Origin of the sequence: Campylobacter coli LMG 9860, assembly GCF_000254135.1 — a bacterium.
GTDB classification, from domain to species: Bacteria; Campylobacterota; Campylobacteria; order Campylobacterales; family Campylobacteraceae; genus Campylobacter_D; species Campylobacter_D coli.
The window spans coordinates 1-17,489 of record NZ_AINS01000057.1 but is presented as its reverse complement, the minus strand read 5'-3'; the positions used below and the strand labels follow the sequence as shown (position 1 = coordinate 17,489).

The 17,489-nt window shown below is 31.6% G+C and carries 14 protein-coding genes and 1 other RNA gene; 7 read left to right on the top strand and 8 right to left on the bottom strand.

What is annotated here, in order from left to right; all coding sequences use genetic code 11:
• Positions 1–65: 65 nt before the first annotated feature.
• Both CCO88_RS07805 and CCO88_RS07800 read right to left on the bottom strand, forming a co-directional pair.
• Positions 66–767 (bottom strand): SIMPL domain-containing protein, encoded by a 702-nt coding sequence (locus tag CCO88_RS07805; RefSeq protein WP_002807560.1) that lies wholly within the window; start codon positions 765–767, stop codon positions 66–68.
• Positions 754–1,965, bottom strand: coding sequence for a multidrug effflux MFS transporter (locus tag CCO88_RS07800; protein ID WP_002824169.1), 1,212 nt, complete (start codon positions 1,963–1,965; stop codon positions 754–756). The genes CCO88_RS07805 and CCO88_RS07800 overlap by 14 nt, the downstream gene beginning before the upstream one ends.
• A 102-nt stretch (positions 1,966–2,067) precedes the next feature.
• On the opposite strand from CCO88_RS07800, the gene CCO88_RS07795 reads away from it, so the two are divergent.
• Positions 2,068–3,417 carry a DUF2130 domain-containing protein gene (locus tag CCO88_RS07795; RefSeq protein WP_002786223.1) on the top strand — a complete coding sequence of 450 codons (1,350 nt, stop codon included), beginning with the start codon at positions 2,068–2,070 and terminating at the stop codon, positions 3,415–3,417.
• On the opposite strand, the gene CCO88_RS07790 is transcribed toward CCO88_RS07795, so the two are convergent.
• Together CCO88_RS07790 and typA are read right to left on the bottom strand one after the other, a co-directional pair.
• On the bottom strand, positions 3,414–4,064 hold the full coding sequence (locus tag CCO88_RS07790; RefSeq protein ID WP_002782318.1) for a hypothetical protein: 651 nt from the start codon (positions 4,062–4,064) through the stop codon (positions 3,414–3,416). The two genes, CCO88_RS07795 and CCO88_RS07790, sit on opposite strands and share 4 nt — an antisense overlap.
• Entirely contained in the window at positions 4,064–5,872 is a 1,809-nt protein-coding gene (gene typA, locus CCO88_RS07785; protein WP_002779297.1) for a translational GTPase TypA, read from the bottom strand. The genes CCO88_RS07790 and typA overlap by 1 nt, the downstream gene beginning before the upstream one ends.
• Positions 5,873–6,006: 134 nt before the next feature.
• Between typA and CCO88_RS07780 the strand changes: the two genes are divergently transcribed.
• From CCO88_RS07780 to CCO88_RS07765, 4 genes are read left to right on the top strand one after another with little or no spacing between them, the layout of a single operon-like run.
• The gene (locus CCO88_RS07780; protein ID WP_002782892.1) at positions 6,007–6,330 is read left to right on the top strand and encodes a hypothetical protein; all 324 of its coding nucleotides are present in this window, start codon (positions 6,007–6,009) and stop codon (positions 6,328–6,330) included.
• A 15-nt stretch (positions 6,331–6,345) separates the two neighbouring features.
• On the top strand, positions 6,346–8,241 hold the full coding sequence (gene fliK, locus CCO88_RS07775; protein ID WP_072233346.1) for a flagellar hook-length control protein FliK: 1,896 nt from the start codon (positions 6,346–6,348) through the stop codon (positions 8,239–8,241).
• Positions 8,242–8,294: 53 nt separating this feature from the next.
• On the top strand, positions 8,295–9,158 hold the full coding sequence (locus tag CCO88_RS07770) for a flagellar basal body rod modification protein (RefSeq protein ID WP_002813105.1): 864 nt from the start codon (positions 8,295–8,297) through the stop codon (positions 9,156–9,158).
• A gap of 3 nt (positions 9,159–9,161) precedes the next feature.
• The gene (locus CCO88_RS07765; protein WP_002840007.1) at positions 9,162–10,799 is read left to right on the top strand and encodes a flagellar hook protein FlgE; all 1,638 of its coding nucleotides are present in this window, start codon (positions 9,162–9,164) and stop codon (positions 10,797–10,799) included.
• Between the two features lie 3 nt (positions 10,800–10,802).
• On the opposite strand, the gene CCO88_RS07760 is transcribed toward CCO88_RS07765, so the two are convergent.
• Both CCO88_RS07760 and CCO88_RS07755 read right to left on the bottom strand, forming a co-directional pair.
• Positions 10,803–12,674 (bottom strand): flagellar assembly protein A, encoded by a 1,872-nt coding sequence (locus CCO88_RS07760; RefSeq protein WP_002840005.1) that lies wholly within the window; start codon positions 12,672–12,674, stop codon positions 10,803–10,805.
• Positions 12,675–13,394, bottom strand: a complete 720-nt coding sequence (locus CCO88_RS07755) for a bacteriohemerythrin (protein WP_002792312.1) — start codon at positions 13,392–13,394, stop codon at positions 12,675–12,677.
• A gap of 190 nt (positions 13,395–13,584) precedes the next feature.
• On the opposite strand from CCO88_RS07755, the gene ffs reads away from it, so the two are divergent.
• Together ffs and CCO88_RS07750 are read left to right on the top strand one after the other, a co-directional pair.
• Positions 13,585–13,682, top strand: an RNA gene (gene ffs / locus CCO88_RS10180) — signal recognition particle sRNA small type.
• A 147-nt stretch (positions 13,683–13,829) separates the two neighbouring features.
• Entirely contained in the window at positions 13,830–15,638 is a 1,809-nt protein-coding gene (locus CCO88_RS07750) for a DASS family sodium-coupled anion symporter (protein ID WP_002788192.1), read from the top strand.
• A gap of 34 nt (positions 15,639–15,672) precedes the next feature.
• On the opposite strand, the gene mnmA is transcribed toward CCO88_RS07750, so the two are convergent.
• Both mnmA and CCO88_RS07740 read right to left on the bottom strand, forming a co-directional pair.
• Positions 15,673–16,689 carry a tRNA 2-thiouridine(34) synthase MnmA gene (mnmA, locus tag CCO88_RS07745; RefSeq protein ID WP_002779305.1) on the bottom strand — a complete coding sequence of 339 codons (1,017 nt, stop codon included), beginning with the start codon at positions 16,687–16,689 and terminating at the stop codon, positions 15,673–15,675.
• The gene (locus tag CCO88_RS07740; RefSeq protein WP_002813095.1) at positions 16,689–17,294 is read right to left on the bottom strand and encodes an LOG family protein; all 606 of its coding nucleotides are present in this window, start codon (positions 17,292–17,294) and stop codon (positions 16,689–16,691) included. Before CCO88_RS07740 ends, mnmA begins: the two co-directional genes overlap by 1 nt.
• Positions 17,295–17,489: the final 195 nt, after the last annotated feature.

Here is a 17,489-nt window from a genome sequence, read left to right as displayed (position 1 = left end):
AAAACCGCACGAAAAAATTCCATAGTACCAAGCTAAGCCTTAAAGCTTAGCTTGAAATTTCATCATCAGTCTTTTAAGTAGTATTCTATAGTAGAAACCACTCTTATGGTTTTGATATAAGGGGTGTTTTTATCTCTGTTGCTGATGCTAAATTGTCCTTGAGAAGCCTTTTTTATCTTGCCTAGATGGCTGTTTGAATCTTGTGCGAATTTTATCGCTGCATTTCTAGCATTGAGCGTTGCTTCTTCTATCATTTGTGGTTTTATCTCATTTAGCTTCGTGTAAAGGTATTCTATATCATAATCATCGATTTTTGTTACTATACCAAATTTTGCAAGACTTGAAATGTTTTCTAGTATGCTTTTTCCAAGCTTTACATTTTGAGTATAGATGAGTAAATTCGCAGTGCCTATGTATCGGTATGCAGCTTGAGTGTCGTTGCTATAAGGATCACTTAAACGATCTATGATGTTTGGCGAGTTGTAGCTGATCTCATCTTCTTTTACGCCTTGTTCTTTTAAAAATTTGATGATATTTTCTTTATCTTGTTCTAGTTCTTCGTATAAATTTGTAAGATTGTTGTTTGATCTTGTGAATTTTATAGGAAGTATCAAAGTATCCGCTTCGACTTCTTTTTGACTTAAACCCTTTACACTTACACTTCTTTCAAGTGTTTTAAAATCACTTAAAGCCTTGTTAAATCCAAAAGCTAGAATCAAACTTGCCAAAACTATGGCTAAAGCCATAAAGATATTATTTGTTTTCATTTTTTTCCTTTATTTTGATTAGAAAATATATCATATTTGCAACCAATACGCAAGCACACATTACAAAAGCAAGGATTATCGGTGTATTTGCGTTAATAGCTCCAACCACAAAAGAAATAAGCCCTGCAAAACCAAATTGCACCGTTCCAAGCACCGCAGAAGCAGTTCCGCTATGTTCTTTAAACCTTGCCATAGCCAAAGTCGTGGTATTGGGTGCGATGAAACCAAGCATAGCGATACTTGTAAAAATACTAAGTTCAAAAAGCAAGAAATTTGGGTGAAAAAAAGCATTTACAAGTAAAATCACAGTCGATATAAACATTATCATCAAAGCTTTTGCCAAAATTTTTTCGCTTTCGTATTTTAAAACCAATCTCACATTGATATTTGCACAGATGACAAAACCTAAAGCATTTACCCCAAAAAGCAAGGCAAATTTTTGCTCACTTAAGCTAAAAAACTGCGTAAAAACAAAGCTTGATCCTGTGATATAAGCAAACATCGCCGCCAAAGCAAAAGAAGCACATAGTATATAAACCAAAAAGCGTTTATCGCTTAAAACAAATTTGTAGCTTTTCATCGCTTCATGATGGGAAAATTTTTTGTTTTTAAGATGAGGTGCGGACTCTTTTAAACCAAAAAGTATCATCAAAAAAAGCAAAATTCCCAAAGCAAACAAAGTCGCAAAAATACTATGCCATGAAAAATACTCTAGTAAAATTCCCCCAAAAGTTGGCGAAAGCATAGGAGCAAGAGAACTAAAAACCATCATCAAAGCAAAAATCCCTGCAGCTTCTTTGATCTCAAACAAGTCATTGACAATAGCCCTTGCGATAACCACACCTGCACAACCCCCAAGTGCTTCAAAAAATCTCAAAGCGATAAAAGCATAAATATCATCGATAATCACACAAAACAAACTCGAAACGATGAAGAAAAATATCCCTACCAAAGCTGGAATTTTACGCCCAAAAATATCACTTAAAGGCCCATATATAAGCTGTCCTAAAGCAAAAGCGATAAAAAAACTTGCGATACTAAGTTGGGTTAAAAAAGAATTAGTTTGAAAACTTTGCTCCACATGAGAAAGTGCAGGCAAATACATATCTGTAGAAAGTGGCGCTATGCTTGACATCAAAGCAAGGATAATGATAAGTTTAAATTTAGCAAAGCCGTGAATTTTGGTGTGTTTTTGCATTTGTAATCCTAATTATTCTAAAAGAATGATTTTAACAAGTCAATCTTAGAATAATCTTTGTTTTTCTATGTTAAATTTAGGGAAAAATTCTAAGGAAATTTTATGCAAAATTTAAACCAAAATGAACAAATCAAATGCCCAAGTTGTGGAAGTTTTATCGATATTAGCACTGCTTTATATGCTCAAATTTTAGATAAAGCTAAGCAAGAAATGCTAAAACAAAAAAAAGAATTTGATGATGAGGTAAATGCTAAAAGAGCTGAATATACCAAAGCTTTAAATGATTTAAAAACTCAAAAGATAGAACAAGAAAAACTCATAAACGAGCAAGTAAGCCAAAAGCTTCTTTTAGAAAAGCAAAAATTTGAACAAGAACTTCTCACACAAAAGCAAAATTTCCAAAAAGAATTCAGCGAGAAATTTAACAAAGAGCATGAAAATGAAATGAAAATCATGCAAGAAGAACTCGAGAAAAAAAGCAAAGAGCTTAGCGAGTTTTTAAGCATAAAGGCTGAAAATGAAAGACTAAAAAGAGAGCAAAAAGAAAATGAAGAAAGATTGAAATTTCAAGCCAAAGAAGAGGCTTTTAAAGAATTTAAAGAACAAGAAAGCAAAAATTTGGAATTTGAAAGAGAAAAAATGCGTCTTGAATTTCAAAAAAGTACTCAAGAGCAAGATCTTAAATACAAAGAACTAGAAACGAATTTTAAAAGTGTAGCTCAAAAGCTAGAAGACGCACAACGCAGGATAGAACAAGGCTCACAGCAACTCCAAGGCGAAGCAGCCGAACTACTCATAGAAGAATACATACAAAGTGAGTATTTAAGCGATGAAGTAAAAGAAGTGCCAAAGGGAGTAAATGGGGCGGATTGTTTGCATATCGTAAAAGACAGCTTTGGCAATATTTGCGGTAGTATTTTGTATGAGAGCAAACGCACTAAAGAGTTTAATAAAGAATGGATCGACAAGCTTAAGCTTGACAGCATAGCCGCTAAAAGTGATATAGCGGTTTTAATCACCAAAACCATGCCTAAAGACAAGCAAAAAACACATTTTAAAGAGGGGATTTTAATCTGCACTTTTGCTGAATTTAAAGGCGTTTTGGCGGTGCTTAGAGAAAACATAGTCAATGCTTACAAGCTCAAAAATGCTTTACAAAACAAAGATGAGAAAAATCATATCTTATACGAATACCTCAATTCTAAGGAATTTAACACTCAAATCACCTTCATACTCAAAACTTATCAAAATATGAAAGAAGAGCTAGAAGCAGAAAAAAGAGCCTTGCAAAATATATGGAAAAAAAGAGAAAGAGCTATAGAAAATTTAAGCTTTAATTCTACTGCCATAGTGAGTTCTTTAAATGCTATATTTAGCGACTTGCAAGGCGGGAATTTGATAGGCGAAGAAGGGCTTAAAAGCTTGGAAAATTTGGCTAAAGATGAGGATTAAATTTTGATGATTTTTTCTTCTATTAGCTTGAGATTGTTTTCTAAATTTTTGAAATTTTTCTCTAGACTTTCTTTTAAGTCTATGAAAAAAGGATTTGTTAGAGTGGCGATAAGATAATGATTTTCTTTAGAAAAAACATGATTTAAAGTGAAATTTTTATCTTGAAGTTTGATATAAATTTGCTCTTCATTTTCAAAGCTAGGATTTTTGTTTGCACTTAAAATTTCGAGCAAAATTCCGCAAAAAAAGCGTTTATTTTCGTCCAAAAACTGAATATCATAAATTTTAAAATCCTTAAATTCAAAGCAGTTTTGACTTTTAAATTCTTTCAAATCCTTTGTAAGTCCTAATTTTAAAAAGTCTTTTTGGCTTAAACTTTGCTTTTTAAATTTCGCTCCAAAACGACGCAAAAATAAATTTAAAGCATTAATTTGTAATTCTTTTTGTGCGAGTTTTAGTTTTTTGGCTATAAAACGAAAGAAAAAAACACCCACAAAAACAGCTAAAATTACTGCGATTAAGGCATCTCTTATAAAAACAAAGGCTAAAAAACCTACAAGTAAGGCTTCGATAATGCTTAGGAATTTTAAGATTCCTAAGCGTTTAAGTATATAAAGTCTATTATTTTCTAAGCTTTTTAAATCCATTAAGATTTTGCTTTTTCCATTCTTTTTCTTTGAGTTGGATCAAGATAGCGTTTGCGAACACGCACATTTTGAGGTGTAACTTCTACAAGTTCATCTTCTTCTATCCACTCTAAAGCTCTTTCAAGGCTTAATTTTCTAGGTGGCACAAGCTTGATTGCATCATCGCTTCCACTCGCTCTTACATTGGTAAGATTCTTTCCTTTGATAGGATTAACATCTAAATCATTTGGACGAGAGTGCTCACCTATAATCATACCAGTATAAACTTTAGTTTGAGGCTCTATGAAAAGCACTCCACGCTCTTGAAGGTTAAACAAAGAATACCCCAAAGCCACGCCATTTTCCATAGAAATTAAAGCTCCATTGTTACGCTTTTCAACCGCGCCGCTAAAAGGACGGAATTCTAAAAAGCTATGATTCATCACGCCTTCGCCTTTAGTATCGGTTAAAAACTGGCTTCTAAAACCTATAAGTCCGCGTGCTGGAATTTCAAACTCAAGTCTTGTTTGTCCATCGCCTGTAGGTGCCATGGTTTTCATTTCAGCTTTTCTTTTGCCAAGTTTTTCTATCACTGCACCGCTAAATTCCTCAGGTACATCGATAACTAAATGTTCAAAAGGTTCTGTTTTAACCCCATCTTCAACCTTTACGATAACTTCAGGTCTTCCCATGCAAAACTCAAAACCTTCACGACGCATATTTTCAGCTAAAATAGTGATTTGAAGTTCGCCCCTACCGCTTACTTTAAATTTGCCTTCGCCTGTGCTTTCGTATTTCATAGCGATATTAGTTTTCATTTCAGCTTCTAAGCGTTCAGCGATTTTATTTGAAGTTACATGTTTTCCTTCAGTTCCTGCCAATGGGCCATCATTTACAGAAAATACTATACTTAAAGTTGGCTCTTCAATGTGTAAAGGATCAAGTGGCATAGGATTGTTTGGATCTACAACGCTATCACCCACATCTAAAGCTTCAAAACCTGCTATAGCTACGATATCTCCACTTCCTGCTTCTTCAATATCCATTTTTTCTAAGCCCATAAAGCCAATGAGTTTTGAAATTCTACCATTTACTTTGGTGCCATCAGCTTTTGCAAGCATTACGCTTTGGTTTTTCTTCACAACCCCATTGAAAATTCTAGCAATGCCTATTTTACCTACGAAGTTATCATATCCTAAAGTAAAGACTTGAAGTTGTAAAGGATTGTCATTTGTGCCACTTGGAGCTGGAACGCGTTCAAGTATGGTTTTAAAAAGTGGTTCCATATTATCACTTTCATCGTTTAGATCAAGCTTAGCATAACCATTTTTTGCTGCAGCATAAACTATGGCAAAGTCAAGTTGCTCATCGTTTGCATCTAGGGCTACAAAAAGATCAAAAATTTCATTGATTACTCTTTCAGGATCAGCAGCTGGTTTGTCGATTTTGTTGATTACAACTATAGGTTTAAGCCCTAAAGATAAAGCTTTTTTAACCACGAATTTAGTTTGTGGCATAACGCCTTCTTGAGCATCTACTAAAAGCAAAACCCCATCAATCATTTTTAAAACACGTTCTACTTCTCCGCCAAAATCAGCATGCCCTGGAGTATCTATGATGTTGATTTTTGTACCTTTGTAATTGATCGCTGTATTTTTTGAAAGTATGGTGATACCGCGTTCTTTTTCTATATCGTTACTATCCATAACGCGTTCTGAAATTTGTTCTCTTTCGCTAAAGGTGCCTGATTGTTTTAACAATTCATCTACCATAGTGGTTTTACCATGGTCAACGTGAGCTATAACTGCTATATTTCTAATGTTTTCCAAATTTTCTTCTCCAAAGCTAAATTTTTAAAAGCTTAGATTATACAAAAATTTAACTTAAACTACAAAGTATCAAAACTTGGAACACTTCTTGCTTTAAAAACTTATGAAATTAAAATTTTAAAAAGGAAGTTAAAATGTCAAAACCATTAAATGAAGAGATTTTTGTTGAATTTAAAAGCGATCTAGCTGAAAGAAAAAATGAAGTTTTGCTTCAAGTTTTAGAGCTTTTAGAAACTTTTAGATCAGATGAAAACGAAAAAATGGCAAGAATTTCAAGTGAGCTTACAGAAATTTTAGAAAATGAAGAAAATTTAGAGAAAATTTTAAATGCTAAAAATTTAGAAGAGCTTTTAAATATCTTAACTGCTTTAAATGAAGATAAGATGATTAAAGTATATGAAGATTCTTATTTGAAAGAAAAATTTCCTAATGTAATGGTAGATAAATTTTTAAAATAATTTTTTGAAGGAAAAGTGATGTCAAATTTAGCTCCGCAAAATGATGTTTTAAATCTTACGCCGAATAAAACTTCTACTACTAGCAGTTCTTTTAGTAAAATGAGTAAAAATAAAGAACATGAAAGTAGCGATAGTAAAAATTCAACCCAAGATGATACAGAAAGTTTTTTAAATTCTTTGCTTAAATCTATTGATGAAACCAATGAATTTTTACCTGATCATATGAAGATTGGTCAAAAAGAAGTTGTTAATGAAGTGATGAGCAGACTTCAAAAAGGAGCTTTTGATGAGAGTGATAAGATAAGTATTTTCGAATCTGCTTCTTTTATGCAAATTCTTTCTTTATTGGATAAGCTAAAAACAGATACAGCAGATGTTAAACTGGCAAATCTTTCTACTCAACTTTCAAGTCTTATCAAAACAGAAGCTAATTTTAATGCTTTAAAAGGCGCATCAAATCTTAGCGAGCTTTTGGACATAGCTAAAGATTTGGGCTTAAATGTAAAAAATATTAAAGTAGATCGTCTTCTTGATCTTAAAGCAACTTTTCCAAATTTAGATAAGGCTGATTTTTTTAAAGGTGCTGTGGATAATGTTTTTAAAGAAATCATCAATAATAAAATTTCTAATGTGAGTAAAAATTTAAATCACAATTTACAAAATACAACTCATACTACAAGCACTCATTCTACGCAAAAAACAAATTCTAAAGATAGCGGTTCTTTGCTTTCTCAAACTTTAAAAAATTTAGATTCCATACTTTCATCCAAAGAAAGCAAACACGAAAAAAACGATAAAGTTAAATCAAAAATAGAAGAAGATGTCACAGATGCTAAAAATACTTTAAAAAATATCAAAAATGATGAGTTTGCAAAAAATTTAACAGAAGAGTTAAATATAAAAGATAAAAAAAACCAAGATAATTTAAATAAAGATAACAATCTTAAAGATTTGATTAAAGATAGTACAAAACAAGATAAAAATTCAAACAAAGAGCTAAAAGACAATGCAAGTACTCAGGAGCTTACAAATCTTAAAGATTTAAATAAAGAAAACAAAGACTTAAACAAAGATTTTAATAAAGAGTTAAATAAAAATCAAGGGGATATGCAAGGACAAAATAAAAATTTAAAGAATAATAATCAAAATTTAAATCTTGATAAAAATTTAAATAAAGAAATTGTCAAAGATACTCAGAATTTAGTTTCAAATTTAACACATTTAACACAAAAAGATTTTAATCTAAATAAAGAACTTAAAAACAACAACAAAGAAAATAAAGATATAAAACAGAATTTCTTTGATCAAAAATTAAATTTTGAAAATTTAAATAAAACTCAAGTAGTTCAAAACAAGGAGAATAATGCAAATTTTAATAACAATACTAATAAAGAAACTTTTACTCAAGAGCAAACAAAAACGCACAGTGAAAATGTAGATAAAAATAGCTTAGATGAGTTAAATTCTTTAGTCAAAGATTTAAATAAAGCAACACAAAACAATGCTCGCAATATCACTCCTAAAGAAACTTTGCAGTATTTTTCACAAGATTTAAAAGAGGCTGTGGATCAATACAAAGCGCCTATTACTAAACTTAGTATCACGCTCAATCCTAATAATCTTGGAGAAGTGGAGGTAACTTTGGTACAAAGAGGTAATAACCTTCATATCAATTTTAATTCCAATACCAATGCAATGAATTTGTTTATCCAAAATCAAGCCGAGTTTAAAAATTCTCTTGTAAATATGGGATTTACTGGGCTTGAAATGAATTTTAGTGATCAAGGTAAAAGAGAGCAAAATCAAAATCAAGGAAAAAATCGTAGTGGATATGGTTTTAAAGATGCTTTAGATGGAAAAAATGAAAGTGAAAAAGTCAATCTAGAGCTTGTTTTAGCGAAGTATTTTTAAGTTGGAACACTTATTGCTTAAATAATAAAAAACTAAATAAAAAGGAGTTTATAATGATATCATCATCGGATTGGAAATTAAATACCGCTGCTACAACTTCAGGTGCTACTTCTTCAGGAAGTACTAGTGGAACAACTAGAACAGATTCAAGCAGTAGCTCAGGAATAGTGAGCAATCCAAACGCTACCTTAGATAAGGATGCGTTTTTAAAACTTCTTTTGATAGAGCTTCAACATCAAGATCCAACCGATCCTATGGATAGCGATAAAATGCTTACGCAAACTTCTCAATTGTCAGCACTTGAAATGCAACAAAATACAAATACTACCATGCAAAAAATGGTTGAAACTATGCAAAAGCTTTCTGATTCTTTTAGTACAAGTATGAGTACTTCAGCTTTAGGGGCTATTGGTAAAATGGCAACTGTTTCAGATAATAAAATCAAACTTACAGGTGCAAATGAGCTTATTGCACTAAAAATGTATTTGCCTGAAGATTCTGATGAAAACGGTGTTACGCTAGAAATTTATGATAGCAATAATAAACTTGTTTTCAGTGAAAAAAGCGATGCTAAATCTATTTCTCAAGGTTTATTTACTATGGAGTGGCCAGGAAGAAATAACGATGGGGTTTATGCAGGTGATGGTAAGTACACTGTTAAAATGGTTTATAATAATAAAAATGGCGAAAAAATCACTGCAAATTATGGTACTTACCCTATAGAAGGAATTGTTTTTAAAGAGGGTATTGCTTATGCAAAAATGGCTGGAAAAGAAGTTCCTTTTGATGCTATATCAGAAATCACTGATTATAAATTAAGCTCTTCTTCTAGCACGGGAAGCGGTAGTTCAGGAAGTGGTTCAAGCGGAGATTCTTCAGGATCTACAGAAGATGGCAACAAAGAGGAAAAGGCATAAGCCATGATGAATTCATTTTATAATGGGATTTCTGGAGTAAAAAGCAATAGCTTTGGTATTGATATCACTGCTAATAACATAGCAAATGTCAATACCACAGGCTTTAAATACTCTGATGCTCAATTTAAAGATATTTTTTATACCACCATAACAACCCAATCAACCAACCCTGCCCAAGGAGGCTATGGAAGTGGTGCGGCTTCTTCTCAAGTCGTTTTTGAACAAGGTTCACCTGTAGCAAGTGAGGGTGAATTTGATGTGGCACTTCAAGGAAAAGGATTTTTTGGTGTTTTGGGTGCTGATGGCAATGCTTACTATACTAGAAATGGATCATTTAGAAGAGATGCTGCTGGAAATTTGGTAGATTCTTATGGAAATTTTGTTTTAGGAACTATGAATCCTGCTTTTGCTGGAGTGAGTTATAGTGATAGAGTCGCGGGGCTTATGGGGGATTATCTTAACACAGGAACTCCTGTAAATAGTGGCTTTACCGTAAATTCAAATGACGCTTTTAACATAGGGACAACGGCTTCACAAGGAGTGATTAAAGTTCCTGTGAATATGTATTTGCCTCCGCAAGTAACTCAAAATGTAAAATGGAGTGGAAGTTTAAATACGAATGCAACAACAGAAGTGGTTAAAGTCGATCTTGATCCTGCGAAATTTAATGTCCAAAAGACTGAAGATGGCAAATATGTAGTGAGCGGTAGTGTTAGCAAAGAAGATGTGTTTAGTGCTAAAGCGGGTGATAGGATCATTTTAAATTTCACTGATGATAATGGCGTAAAAACAAGCTTTGAAGCAACTTTAGATGAAAATCTAAATTTTAAAAGCAACGAGCTTGATTTAAAAGGATTGGATGAAAATAGCATCAAGCTTGATACAGCTCAAATTTCAACAGAGCAACAAAAAGCTAATAAAGATATTTTAGAATCCCCTATTTATAATGCAGATGGAAGTAAAAGCACTTTAAGGGTTACACTTGAAAGAGTTTTACCGCAAGAAGGCGATAATATACAATATAAAGCTATTGCACAAATTTATGATTCTAATGGCAATGCCGTAGGCAATCCGACTGAAGGAAATATGGTTTTTGATAAAAATGGTGCTTTGCTTCAAAACAATATTACAAGCATTGCAAATCCAAATGGTGGAACAATTAATATTGATTTAGGTTCTCCTTATGATGCTAACAAGCCTGGTTCGGGTTATAGTGGGATTTATATTAAACAAGGCGTCGAAAAAAATGTAGTTACACAACAAGATGGTGTAGCTGAAGGGTTTTTTGAACAATATAATATATCCGATGATGGAAGTATTGTTGCGCAATTTAGCAATGGTAAAAATGCCATAGTTGGAAAGCTTGCTTTATATAATTTTATCAATGAGCAAGGATTAGTTGCTATGGGAGATAATATTTTTGCAGCAACGGCAAATAGCGGAGATGCTAGCTTTATCATGAAAGATGGACAAGTGATCAATACAGCTAAATTTAAAGGCGGATTCTTAGAACAATCAAATGTTGATTTAAGCGCAGAGCTTTCAAACCTTATCGTAACTCAAAAAGCCTTTGATGCAAGCTCAAAAAGTATCACTACAAGTGATCAGATGATACAAAAAGCCATTAATATGAAAAGATAATTCTTAGGAATTATCTTTTTCTAGTTTTTCAAAAATAATTTTAATTTCTTCTATGTCGCTTTCGCTATAATTATGGCTTGATTTAATATAACTTACTTGCTGTCCTTTTTCAAGATATAAAACCTTTTCATAGTCTTTTAAATTTATATGATGTTTTAGTTCAAGGTTGGTGTTTGTGTTAGGATAAAATTTTAAAAAATTATCCTCTCCGATATTTTCGGCTTTTATGTATATTTTTACATTGTAAACCATTTCATTTAAGAAATTTAATTTCGCATCAATTTGATATTTTAATTTTATAAATTTTTTATACGAAATGCTAAGATGATTGTATTTTTTTATGATATCGTGATAAAGATTTGAAAATTTCATTTCTATGGCGCTAGGATTTTTAGTCTTTTGAAGTTTGATGATTTTGATTTGATTTTTGATTAGATAATCATAGTAATTTTGCATTTCGCTTATGGTGTCATCAAGCTTACTTTTTATTTTAAGGCTTAGATTTTTAAGATTTTCGCATTCTGTATCTGAGTTGTTTGCAATAGAAACTAGTGGTGAAACTACGATATTGTTTTTAAATTTTATATTGTTTGTTATGATTAGATTTTTTCTTGGATATAAAGTATTATCCGTTAGTAAATTGCAAATATAAATATTTTCTGCTTCTATTTTTCCACCCATGCAGTTTTCAACAAATACATTTTTAGCTATAATTGTCCCATTTTCTAAATTTTTTATATATACAGTGTCAGCTTGCAAAGTTCCTTTGTGTGTTGTAATAAAAATATCTTGTGCAAAAATTTCGCTTTTTGCATGAGTTAAGCCTTTTATGCTGATATTTTTTCCATAAAGTTTTGTTGCTCCAACATTCCCATTTACTTTTATATTTGAAGCTTGAACATTTACAATACCTGATTTAATAGCATCATCACTTATATCAAAATTAGTGATTTCTAAGTTTATATTTTCATCGGTATTTGTTTTGATTGAACCGCTTGTTTTAAGCCCTATTTGTGATAATTTTAAATTATTTGCGATACAATATCCTGTATGATCTTTGTTTAAAAATCCATAATTGGCGCTAAAATATTTAATTCTATCTTCTAATTCTTCTGTGTAAATGCTTTCATCTTTTATGATAAAAGGATTACCAAGAAAGGCTATTGGATTTAAATGAAGGATTTCTCCTCTTAAATTTCGTCCTTCTTTTCCAAGAATTCTATAAATGTATTCAAAAAGTAGCTCATTTTTTTCAATAGGTTTACAGTAGTTTCCTTCATCATAGTTAATATTTTCGTCAAAACATTCTTCGTTAACATCTCTATGATAAATAATTTCATCACTTTTATGTTCAATCTTATCTACACCTTTGGCAATTTCAAGCTCTATTTCTTTAATAGATGGACTTTTTTGTATTGATAAGATAAAATCATCAATCTTGTCAAATAAATTTTTATCAAGTCTTAAGATTAAAAATTTTTGTTTGATCATTATTTTGTAGATATTTTGCAAAATATCAAATTTTAAATTAGGGTAATATTTAAAATTTTCTGTAAGGTTGATACTGGCTTTTAGATGGGTTAGGTTGGAGTTGGATCTAAGTTTGACTGTAAAAGGAAAACTTTGGGTTTTTGGGTAAATTTCTATAAGAAATTTTTGCACTATGGTATTGTAGTTTTTTACAAAAAAATCATCTGCATAAAATAAGTCAAAATCCTTTCTTTCATAAGTTTTTGTTTTTGCTGGTTTTACACTAGAACACAGAAGTTTAAAATCTATAACTCTAAAATCAAGAATTTGTTCTGTGTTTGCTTGTTCATGATTTAAACTTTCAAAAGGATTGAAAGTTTCTAAGGTTTTTACTTGAAAATTCATCTATCCCCCCCCCATATCATTTTTTTGAGTCGTGAAATGGTGATTTTGTAGTGCATCTTCAAAAATAGCATTGAATTTTTCGAAATTTTGATTCAAATCAAAATAATCCAAATGAACTAAAATTTGCCCACATTTTTCGCACTTTAAGGTATTTTCTTTGCTAACAAGCTCTTGATGTATAGTCTGTGGAACTGCATGGATACGCAAAGAACAATTGCAAATATAATCATAGGTTTTTTCAGTCTTTAAATCTTGCCTAATTGATTTTAATTTTATGTATTGCTCTAGATTATAATGAATCTCTTGAAGATGTAGAGCTTTTTTTGTGAAGTTAGCTATCCATAAATCTTCATTAGCAAAATGATCTAAAATCCAATCTTTGGTCAATGTTGAAAGTTCAAATGACATTTTAACAATATCATTTGAGTGTTCTAAAAGCTCTTTAGTCTTTTTTAATAATATTTGATGAGATTTTCTATGTTCTTCAATCAAAGGAAAATCAATGCTTTCCATAAATTTTTCTTCATCTTTGAAATGAATTTTTACATATTGGAATAACTTTGTAAGAATTTGTTTTAAATCATTTTTGTGTTGCACATCATTATCTTGAATTTTTAAAGCTAAATCGTTTGCAATTTCAGCAATTTCAAAAATTAGTTCGTGTTGTTTATCTAATTGTATGTTTTTAATGCTAAAATCTTTACTCCATTTGATTTCCATGATTTTTCCTTAAAAATTTATATAATATATCTATATAATCGTATTTCCTTGAAAAAAACAATAATTTTGCAAATTAAATTTAAAAATTTATATAAAATATAACCAATTTGTTACATATTTACACATTTTTATATTTAGTTTTTATAGCTCAACACTTTTTAAGTATATTATGATATAATTTCTTTGCCTTTTCTTAGACCTGTGCAATGCTATTTTTAAGCACCGCTTCAGGGTGGGAACACAGCAGAGCACTTGATTGTAGTGTGTGCCGCAGCCATCTGGGAAAGGGTTTATTTCATTTAAACTTACTTTTTATATCTCTTAAATATTTTTATTTTCATATAGAATTTCAAGACTTTGGTAAAAATTTTTTAATACTTAATTAAGAATTGTTAAATTAAAATTTAACAAATTTAATACAATAAAGGAGCTTAAATGGAGAAAAAGAAAATCCCCATGCTTATACTGTGTGTCCTTATTGCGCTTGCATTTTGGATAATCCCTACTCCTATAGGTTTAGAGGAGAATTCTTGGCATTTTCTTGGACTTTTTATTGCGGTGATTATGGCGGTTATCTTACAGGTAATGCCTTTAGGAGCTGTGTGTATGATAGCTATTGCTATTGTGGCACTAAGTGGAATCACGACCACTCAAAGTTCTGTTCGTGCTACACATATCAAAACTCTTGAAGCCATTGTTTTAAAAGATAATTCTAATATCTATAAAGTTACCATGGAACAAAAATCACAAGCTAGTATTTTGGAAAATCTCATCAAAGCAAATGTGGCTAAAAATTTAGAACCTAAAGTAAATGAGATTTTAAAATCTAATTCAAACATAGAATATCAAATAGATAGTCTAAATAAACTTTATGCAAAAGCGACTTCAAAAGTTGCTGCGCAAAAGCTTATTGATGAGAGCAAGATCGCGGCATTAAACTCTTTAGCTCTTGAATTTATGTCCCAAAAAGATATAGATGAAAAAGTTAATACTGCAATATCAAGTTTAAAATCCAAAACAGGTATTAAGGATGCTTTAAGCGGATTTTCTAATTCTTTAATTTGGCTTATAGTAGTTTCTATCATTGTAGCTCGTGGAGTTATAAAAACAGGACTTGGAGAGCGTTTGGCGTATTATTTTATCAGTATCTTTGGTAAGAAAACTTTAGGTATTGCGTATTCTATCGCATTTTGCGAAACCATCTTAGCTCCTGTAACCCCTTCAAATACAGCAAGAGCGGGTGCGATAATCAATCCTATAGTTCAAGCTATCTCAAGAAGTTTTAAATCTACTCCTGAAGATGGAACACAAAATAAAATAGGCACCTATCTTTCTTTGGTGAATTTTCAAGCCAATCCTATTTCTTCGGCAATGTTTATCACAGCCACTGCTCCAAATCCATTGGTTGTTGATTTGGTCGCTCAAGCTACAAATTTAGAAGTGCATTTAACCTGGGGGCAATGGGCTTTAGGTATGTTTTTACCTGGTATAGCGGCTATGCTTTTAATGCCTTTGGCGATTTATTTTCTTTCTCCACCAGAGATTAAATCAACCCCAAATGCTAAGATTTTTGCAAAGGGTAAGTTAGAAGAACTGGGTGATATGAAGGGTAGTGAAAAGATTATGCTAGGTGTTTTTGTATTGCTTTTGCTTTTATGGGCAGGGGCTTTGGGCTTTCTTTTTGGAATTTCTCTTGATGCTACAAGTGTTGCCTTGCTTGGTCTTTCTTTGGTTTTAGTAAGTGGAGTTTTGACTTTTGGTGAGGTGTTGGCAGAAAAAGCTGCTTGGAATACTTTGGTATGGTTTTCAGCCCTTGTGATGATGGCAACTTTACTTGGAAAGCTCGGTGTAACGCAGTTTTTAGCTGAAGCTTTGGGTGAATTTGCCTCTGCTATGGGACTTGGTGAAATTTCTATTATGATTTTCTTAAGCCTTGCCTTTTTATATACGCATTATTTCTTTGCTTCAACCACAGCGCATATTTCAGCTATGTTTTTTGTATTTTATAGTGCAGGACTTGCTTTAGGGGCTCCACCACTTCTTTATGCTTTTATTATGATAGCATCAGGAAATGTTATGATGGCCTTAACGCATTATGCAACAGGAACAGCTCCAGTTATTTTTGGAACAGGTTATGTAAGTCTTAAAAAATGGTGGTCTGTAGGATTTGTTATTTCAGTGATAGATATAACCGTAATGATACTTGTTGGCCTTGTATGGTGGAAATTTTTGGGATTTTATTAAAATCTTATCAAAGCTTTTAAAGCTTTGATAAGTCTTATTCTATAAACCCGCTTGCAATGACTTTATCACCATCGTAAAATACTGCCATTTGCCCACTTGCTAAACCATAAACACTCTCTTTTAAAGAAATGCTTGCGCTTTTATCATCACTTATAATGACTTTACACGGGGTGGATTTTGATCTATAGCGGATTTTTACTTCGCAATCAAGCTCTTTTGCATCGATGAAAAGATTGATATTTTTGAGTTTAAATTCATTGATTTTTAATTCTTCTTTGGTGCCAACGATGATTTGATTTTGTTTAGGATTGATCTTTAAAACAAAATGCGGTTTGTGAGCCCCGCGTACTTCAAAACCGCGTCTTTTGCCTATGGTATAGTGCATATAGCCTTCGTGTTTTCCTACAACCTTACCGCTACTATCTAGCACTTCTCCTGGAATTTTAGTATCCATAAATTGATCTAAAACTTGCACATAAGTATCTTCAACAAAGCAAATTTCAGAACTTTCTTTTTGGGTTGCAAATGATTTTAAAACTTCTATGGTAGAAGCAAATTTTTTCACATCTTCTTTTTTCATTTCGCCCAATGGAAAGATGAGGTATTTTAAAGCTTCTTTGTCGGCACTGGCTAAAAAATAGCTTTGATCCTTGCTTTCATCAACAGCTGTACGAATGAGATTGTTTTCAAGTCTTGCATAATGCCCTGTAGCAAGCTTTTCACAGCCTAAACTTTTAGCAAATTCTAAAAGTTTTCCAAGTTTGATAAAACGGTTACATAAAGCGCAAGGATTTGGTGTTTTGCCCTCTTTATAAGTATCCACAAAAGGCATGTAAACTTTGTTTTTAAAATCTTCTTGTAAGTCTAAAATATGATAAGGAATTTGCAAAAAGTTTGCAACTTTTTCTACTTTTTTGATATTTTCTTCGTGATAATTTGGTTTGCCATGAAGTTTCATATAACAACCTATAACTTCATGACCTAAATTTTTAAGTTTATAAGCAGTGACTGTGCTATCGACCCCACCGCTCATAGCGACTAAAATTTTCATTAGAGTTCCTTTAAAGTATTGATTATATAATCTAAATCGTCAGTGATTTCATACTTTAACTCGTCTCCTTTGGAAATGACTTCAAGTTTTAGCAAAGAATTTCTGACGAACTCATCAAAGCCTTGCCAAAATTCACTCCCAAGCAAGATAATAGGAACATTGCTTTTAAATCCAAGTTGTTTTAGTGTAAGCACTTCACACAATTCATCAAGTGTTCCAAAGCCGCCTGGGAAAATCACAAAAGCTAGACTCTTTTCAATAAGAGCCATTTTGCGTATGGCTAAGCTCTCAAAAGTAATATTATATTCTACAAAATCATTAAGTTTTTGCTCGTGAGGTAAAAATATATTAAACCCTACAGAACTCATTGAATTTGTATTATTTTTTTGTGAAAAAGCACCTTCGTTGGCTGCACACATAATGCCTCCACCACCACCACTTATCACACAAAAACCATTTTGAACACATTTTTGTGCCAAAATTTTAGCCTGCTGATAATAAAAATTATCTTCTTTAAGTCTTGCTGAACCAAAAAAAGTTACGGCATTTTTTAGGTTTGGTATGTTAGCAAATTTTTCTAAATCTTGGCTTATTTTTTCATTCATTTTTCAACCTTTAGTTAAAATAAATTCCATTCTAGCTAAAAATTTATAATAAGTTCTTTATTATATAAGTTTTAATAGGTTTATTTTATTAAGATTAGGAATTTAAAAGACTTTTAAATCCTTAAGCTTTAATATCTATACTTTTTGGTGTAGAATTTGAAGAAAGAAATTTATTAAATTCTCCTGCATCATCAT

Excerpts from the sequence above, each read along its gene's own strand:
- CCO88_RS07750 (WP_002788192.1), top strand. The coding sequence starts at position 13,830 with ATGGAGAAAAAGAAAATCCCCATGCTTATACTGTGTGTCCTTATTGCG.
- CCO88_RS07795 (WP_002786223.1), top strand. The coding sequence starts at position 2,068 with ATGCAAAATTTAAACCAAAATGAACAAATCAAATGCCCAAGTTGTGGA.
- mnmA (WP_002779305.1), bottom strand. The coding sequence starts at position 16,689 with ATGAAAATTTTAGTCGCTATGAGCGGTGGGGTCGATAGCACAGTCACT.
- CCO88_RS07740 (WP_002813095.1), bottom strand. The coding sequence starts at position 17,294 with ATGAATGAAAAAATAAGCCAAGATTTAGAAAAATTTGCTAACATACCA.
- CCO88_RS07805 (WP_002807560.1), bottom strand. The coding sequence starts at position 767 with ATGAAAACAAATAATATCTTTATGGCTTTAGCCATAGTTTTGGCAAGT.
- CCO88_RS07800 (WP_002824169.1), bottom strand. The coding sequence starts at position 1,965 with ATGCAAAAACACACCAAAATTCACGGCTTTGCTAAATTTAAACTTATC.
- CCO88_RS07760 (WP_002840005.1), bottom strand. The coding sequence starts at position 12,674 with ATGAATTTTCAAGTAAAAACCTTAGAAACTTTCAATCCTTTTGAAAGT.
- CCO88_RS07765 (WP_002840007.1), top strand. The coding sequence starts at position 9,162 with ATGATGAATTCATTTTATAATGGGATTTCTGGAGTAAAAAGCAATAGC.
- CCO88_RS07790 (WP_002782318.1), bottom strand. The coding sequence starts at position 4,064 with ATGGATTTAAAAAGCTTAGAAAATAATAGACTTTATATACTTAAACGC.
- CCO88_RS07770 (WP_002813105.1), top strand. The coding sequence starts at position 8,295 with ATGATATCATCATCGGATTGGAAATTAAATACCGCTGCTACAACTTCA.
- CCO88_RS07780 (WP_002782892.1), top strand. The coding sequence starts at position 6,007 with ATGTCAAAACCATTAAATGAAGAGATTTTTGTTGAATTTAAAAGCGAT.
- CCO88_RS07755 (WP_002792312.1), bottom strand. The coding sequence starts at position 13,394 with ATGGAAATCAAATGGAGTAAAGATTTTAGCATTAAAAACATACAATTA.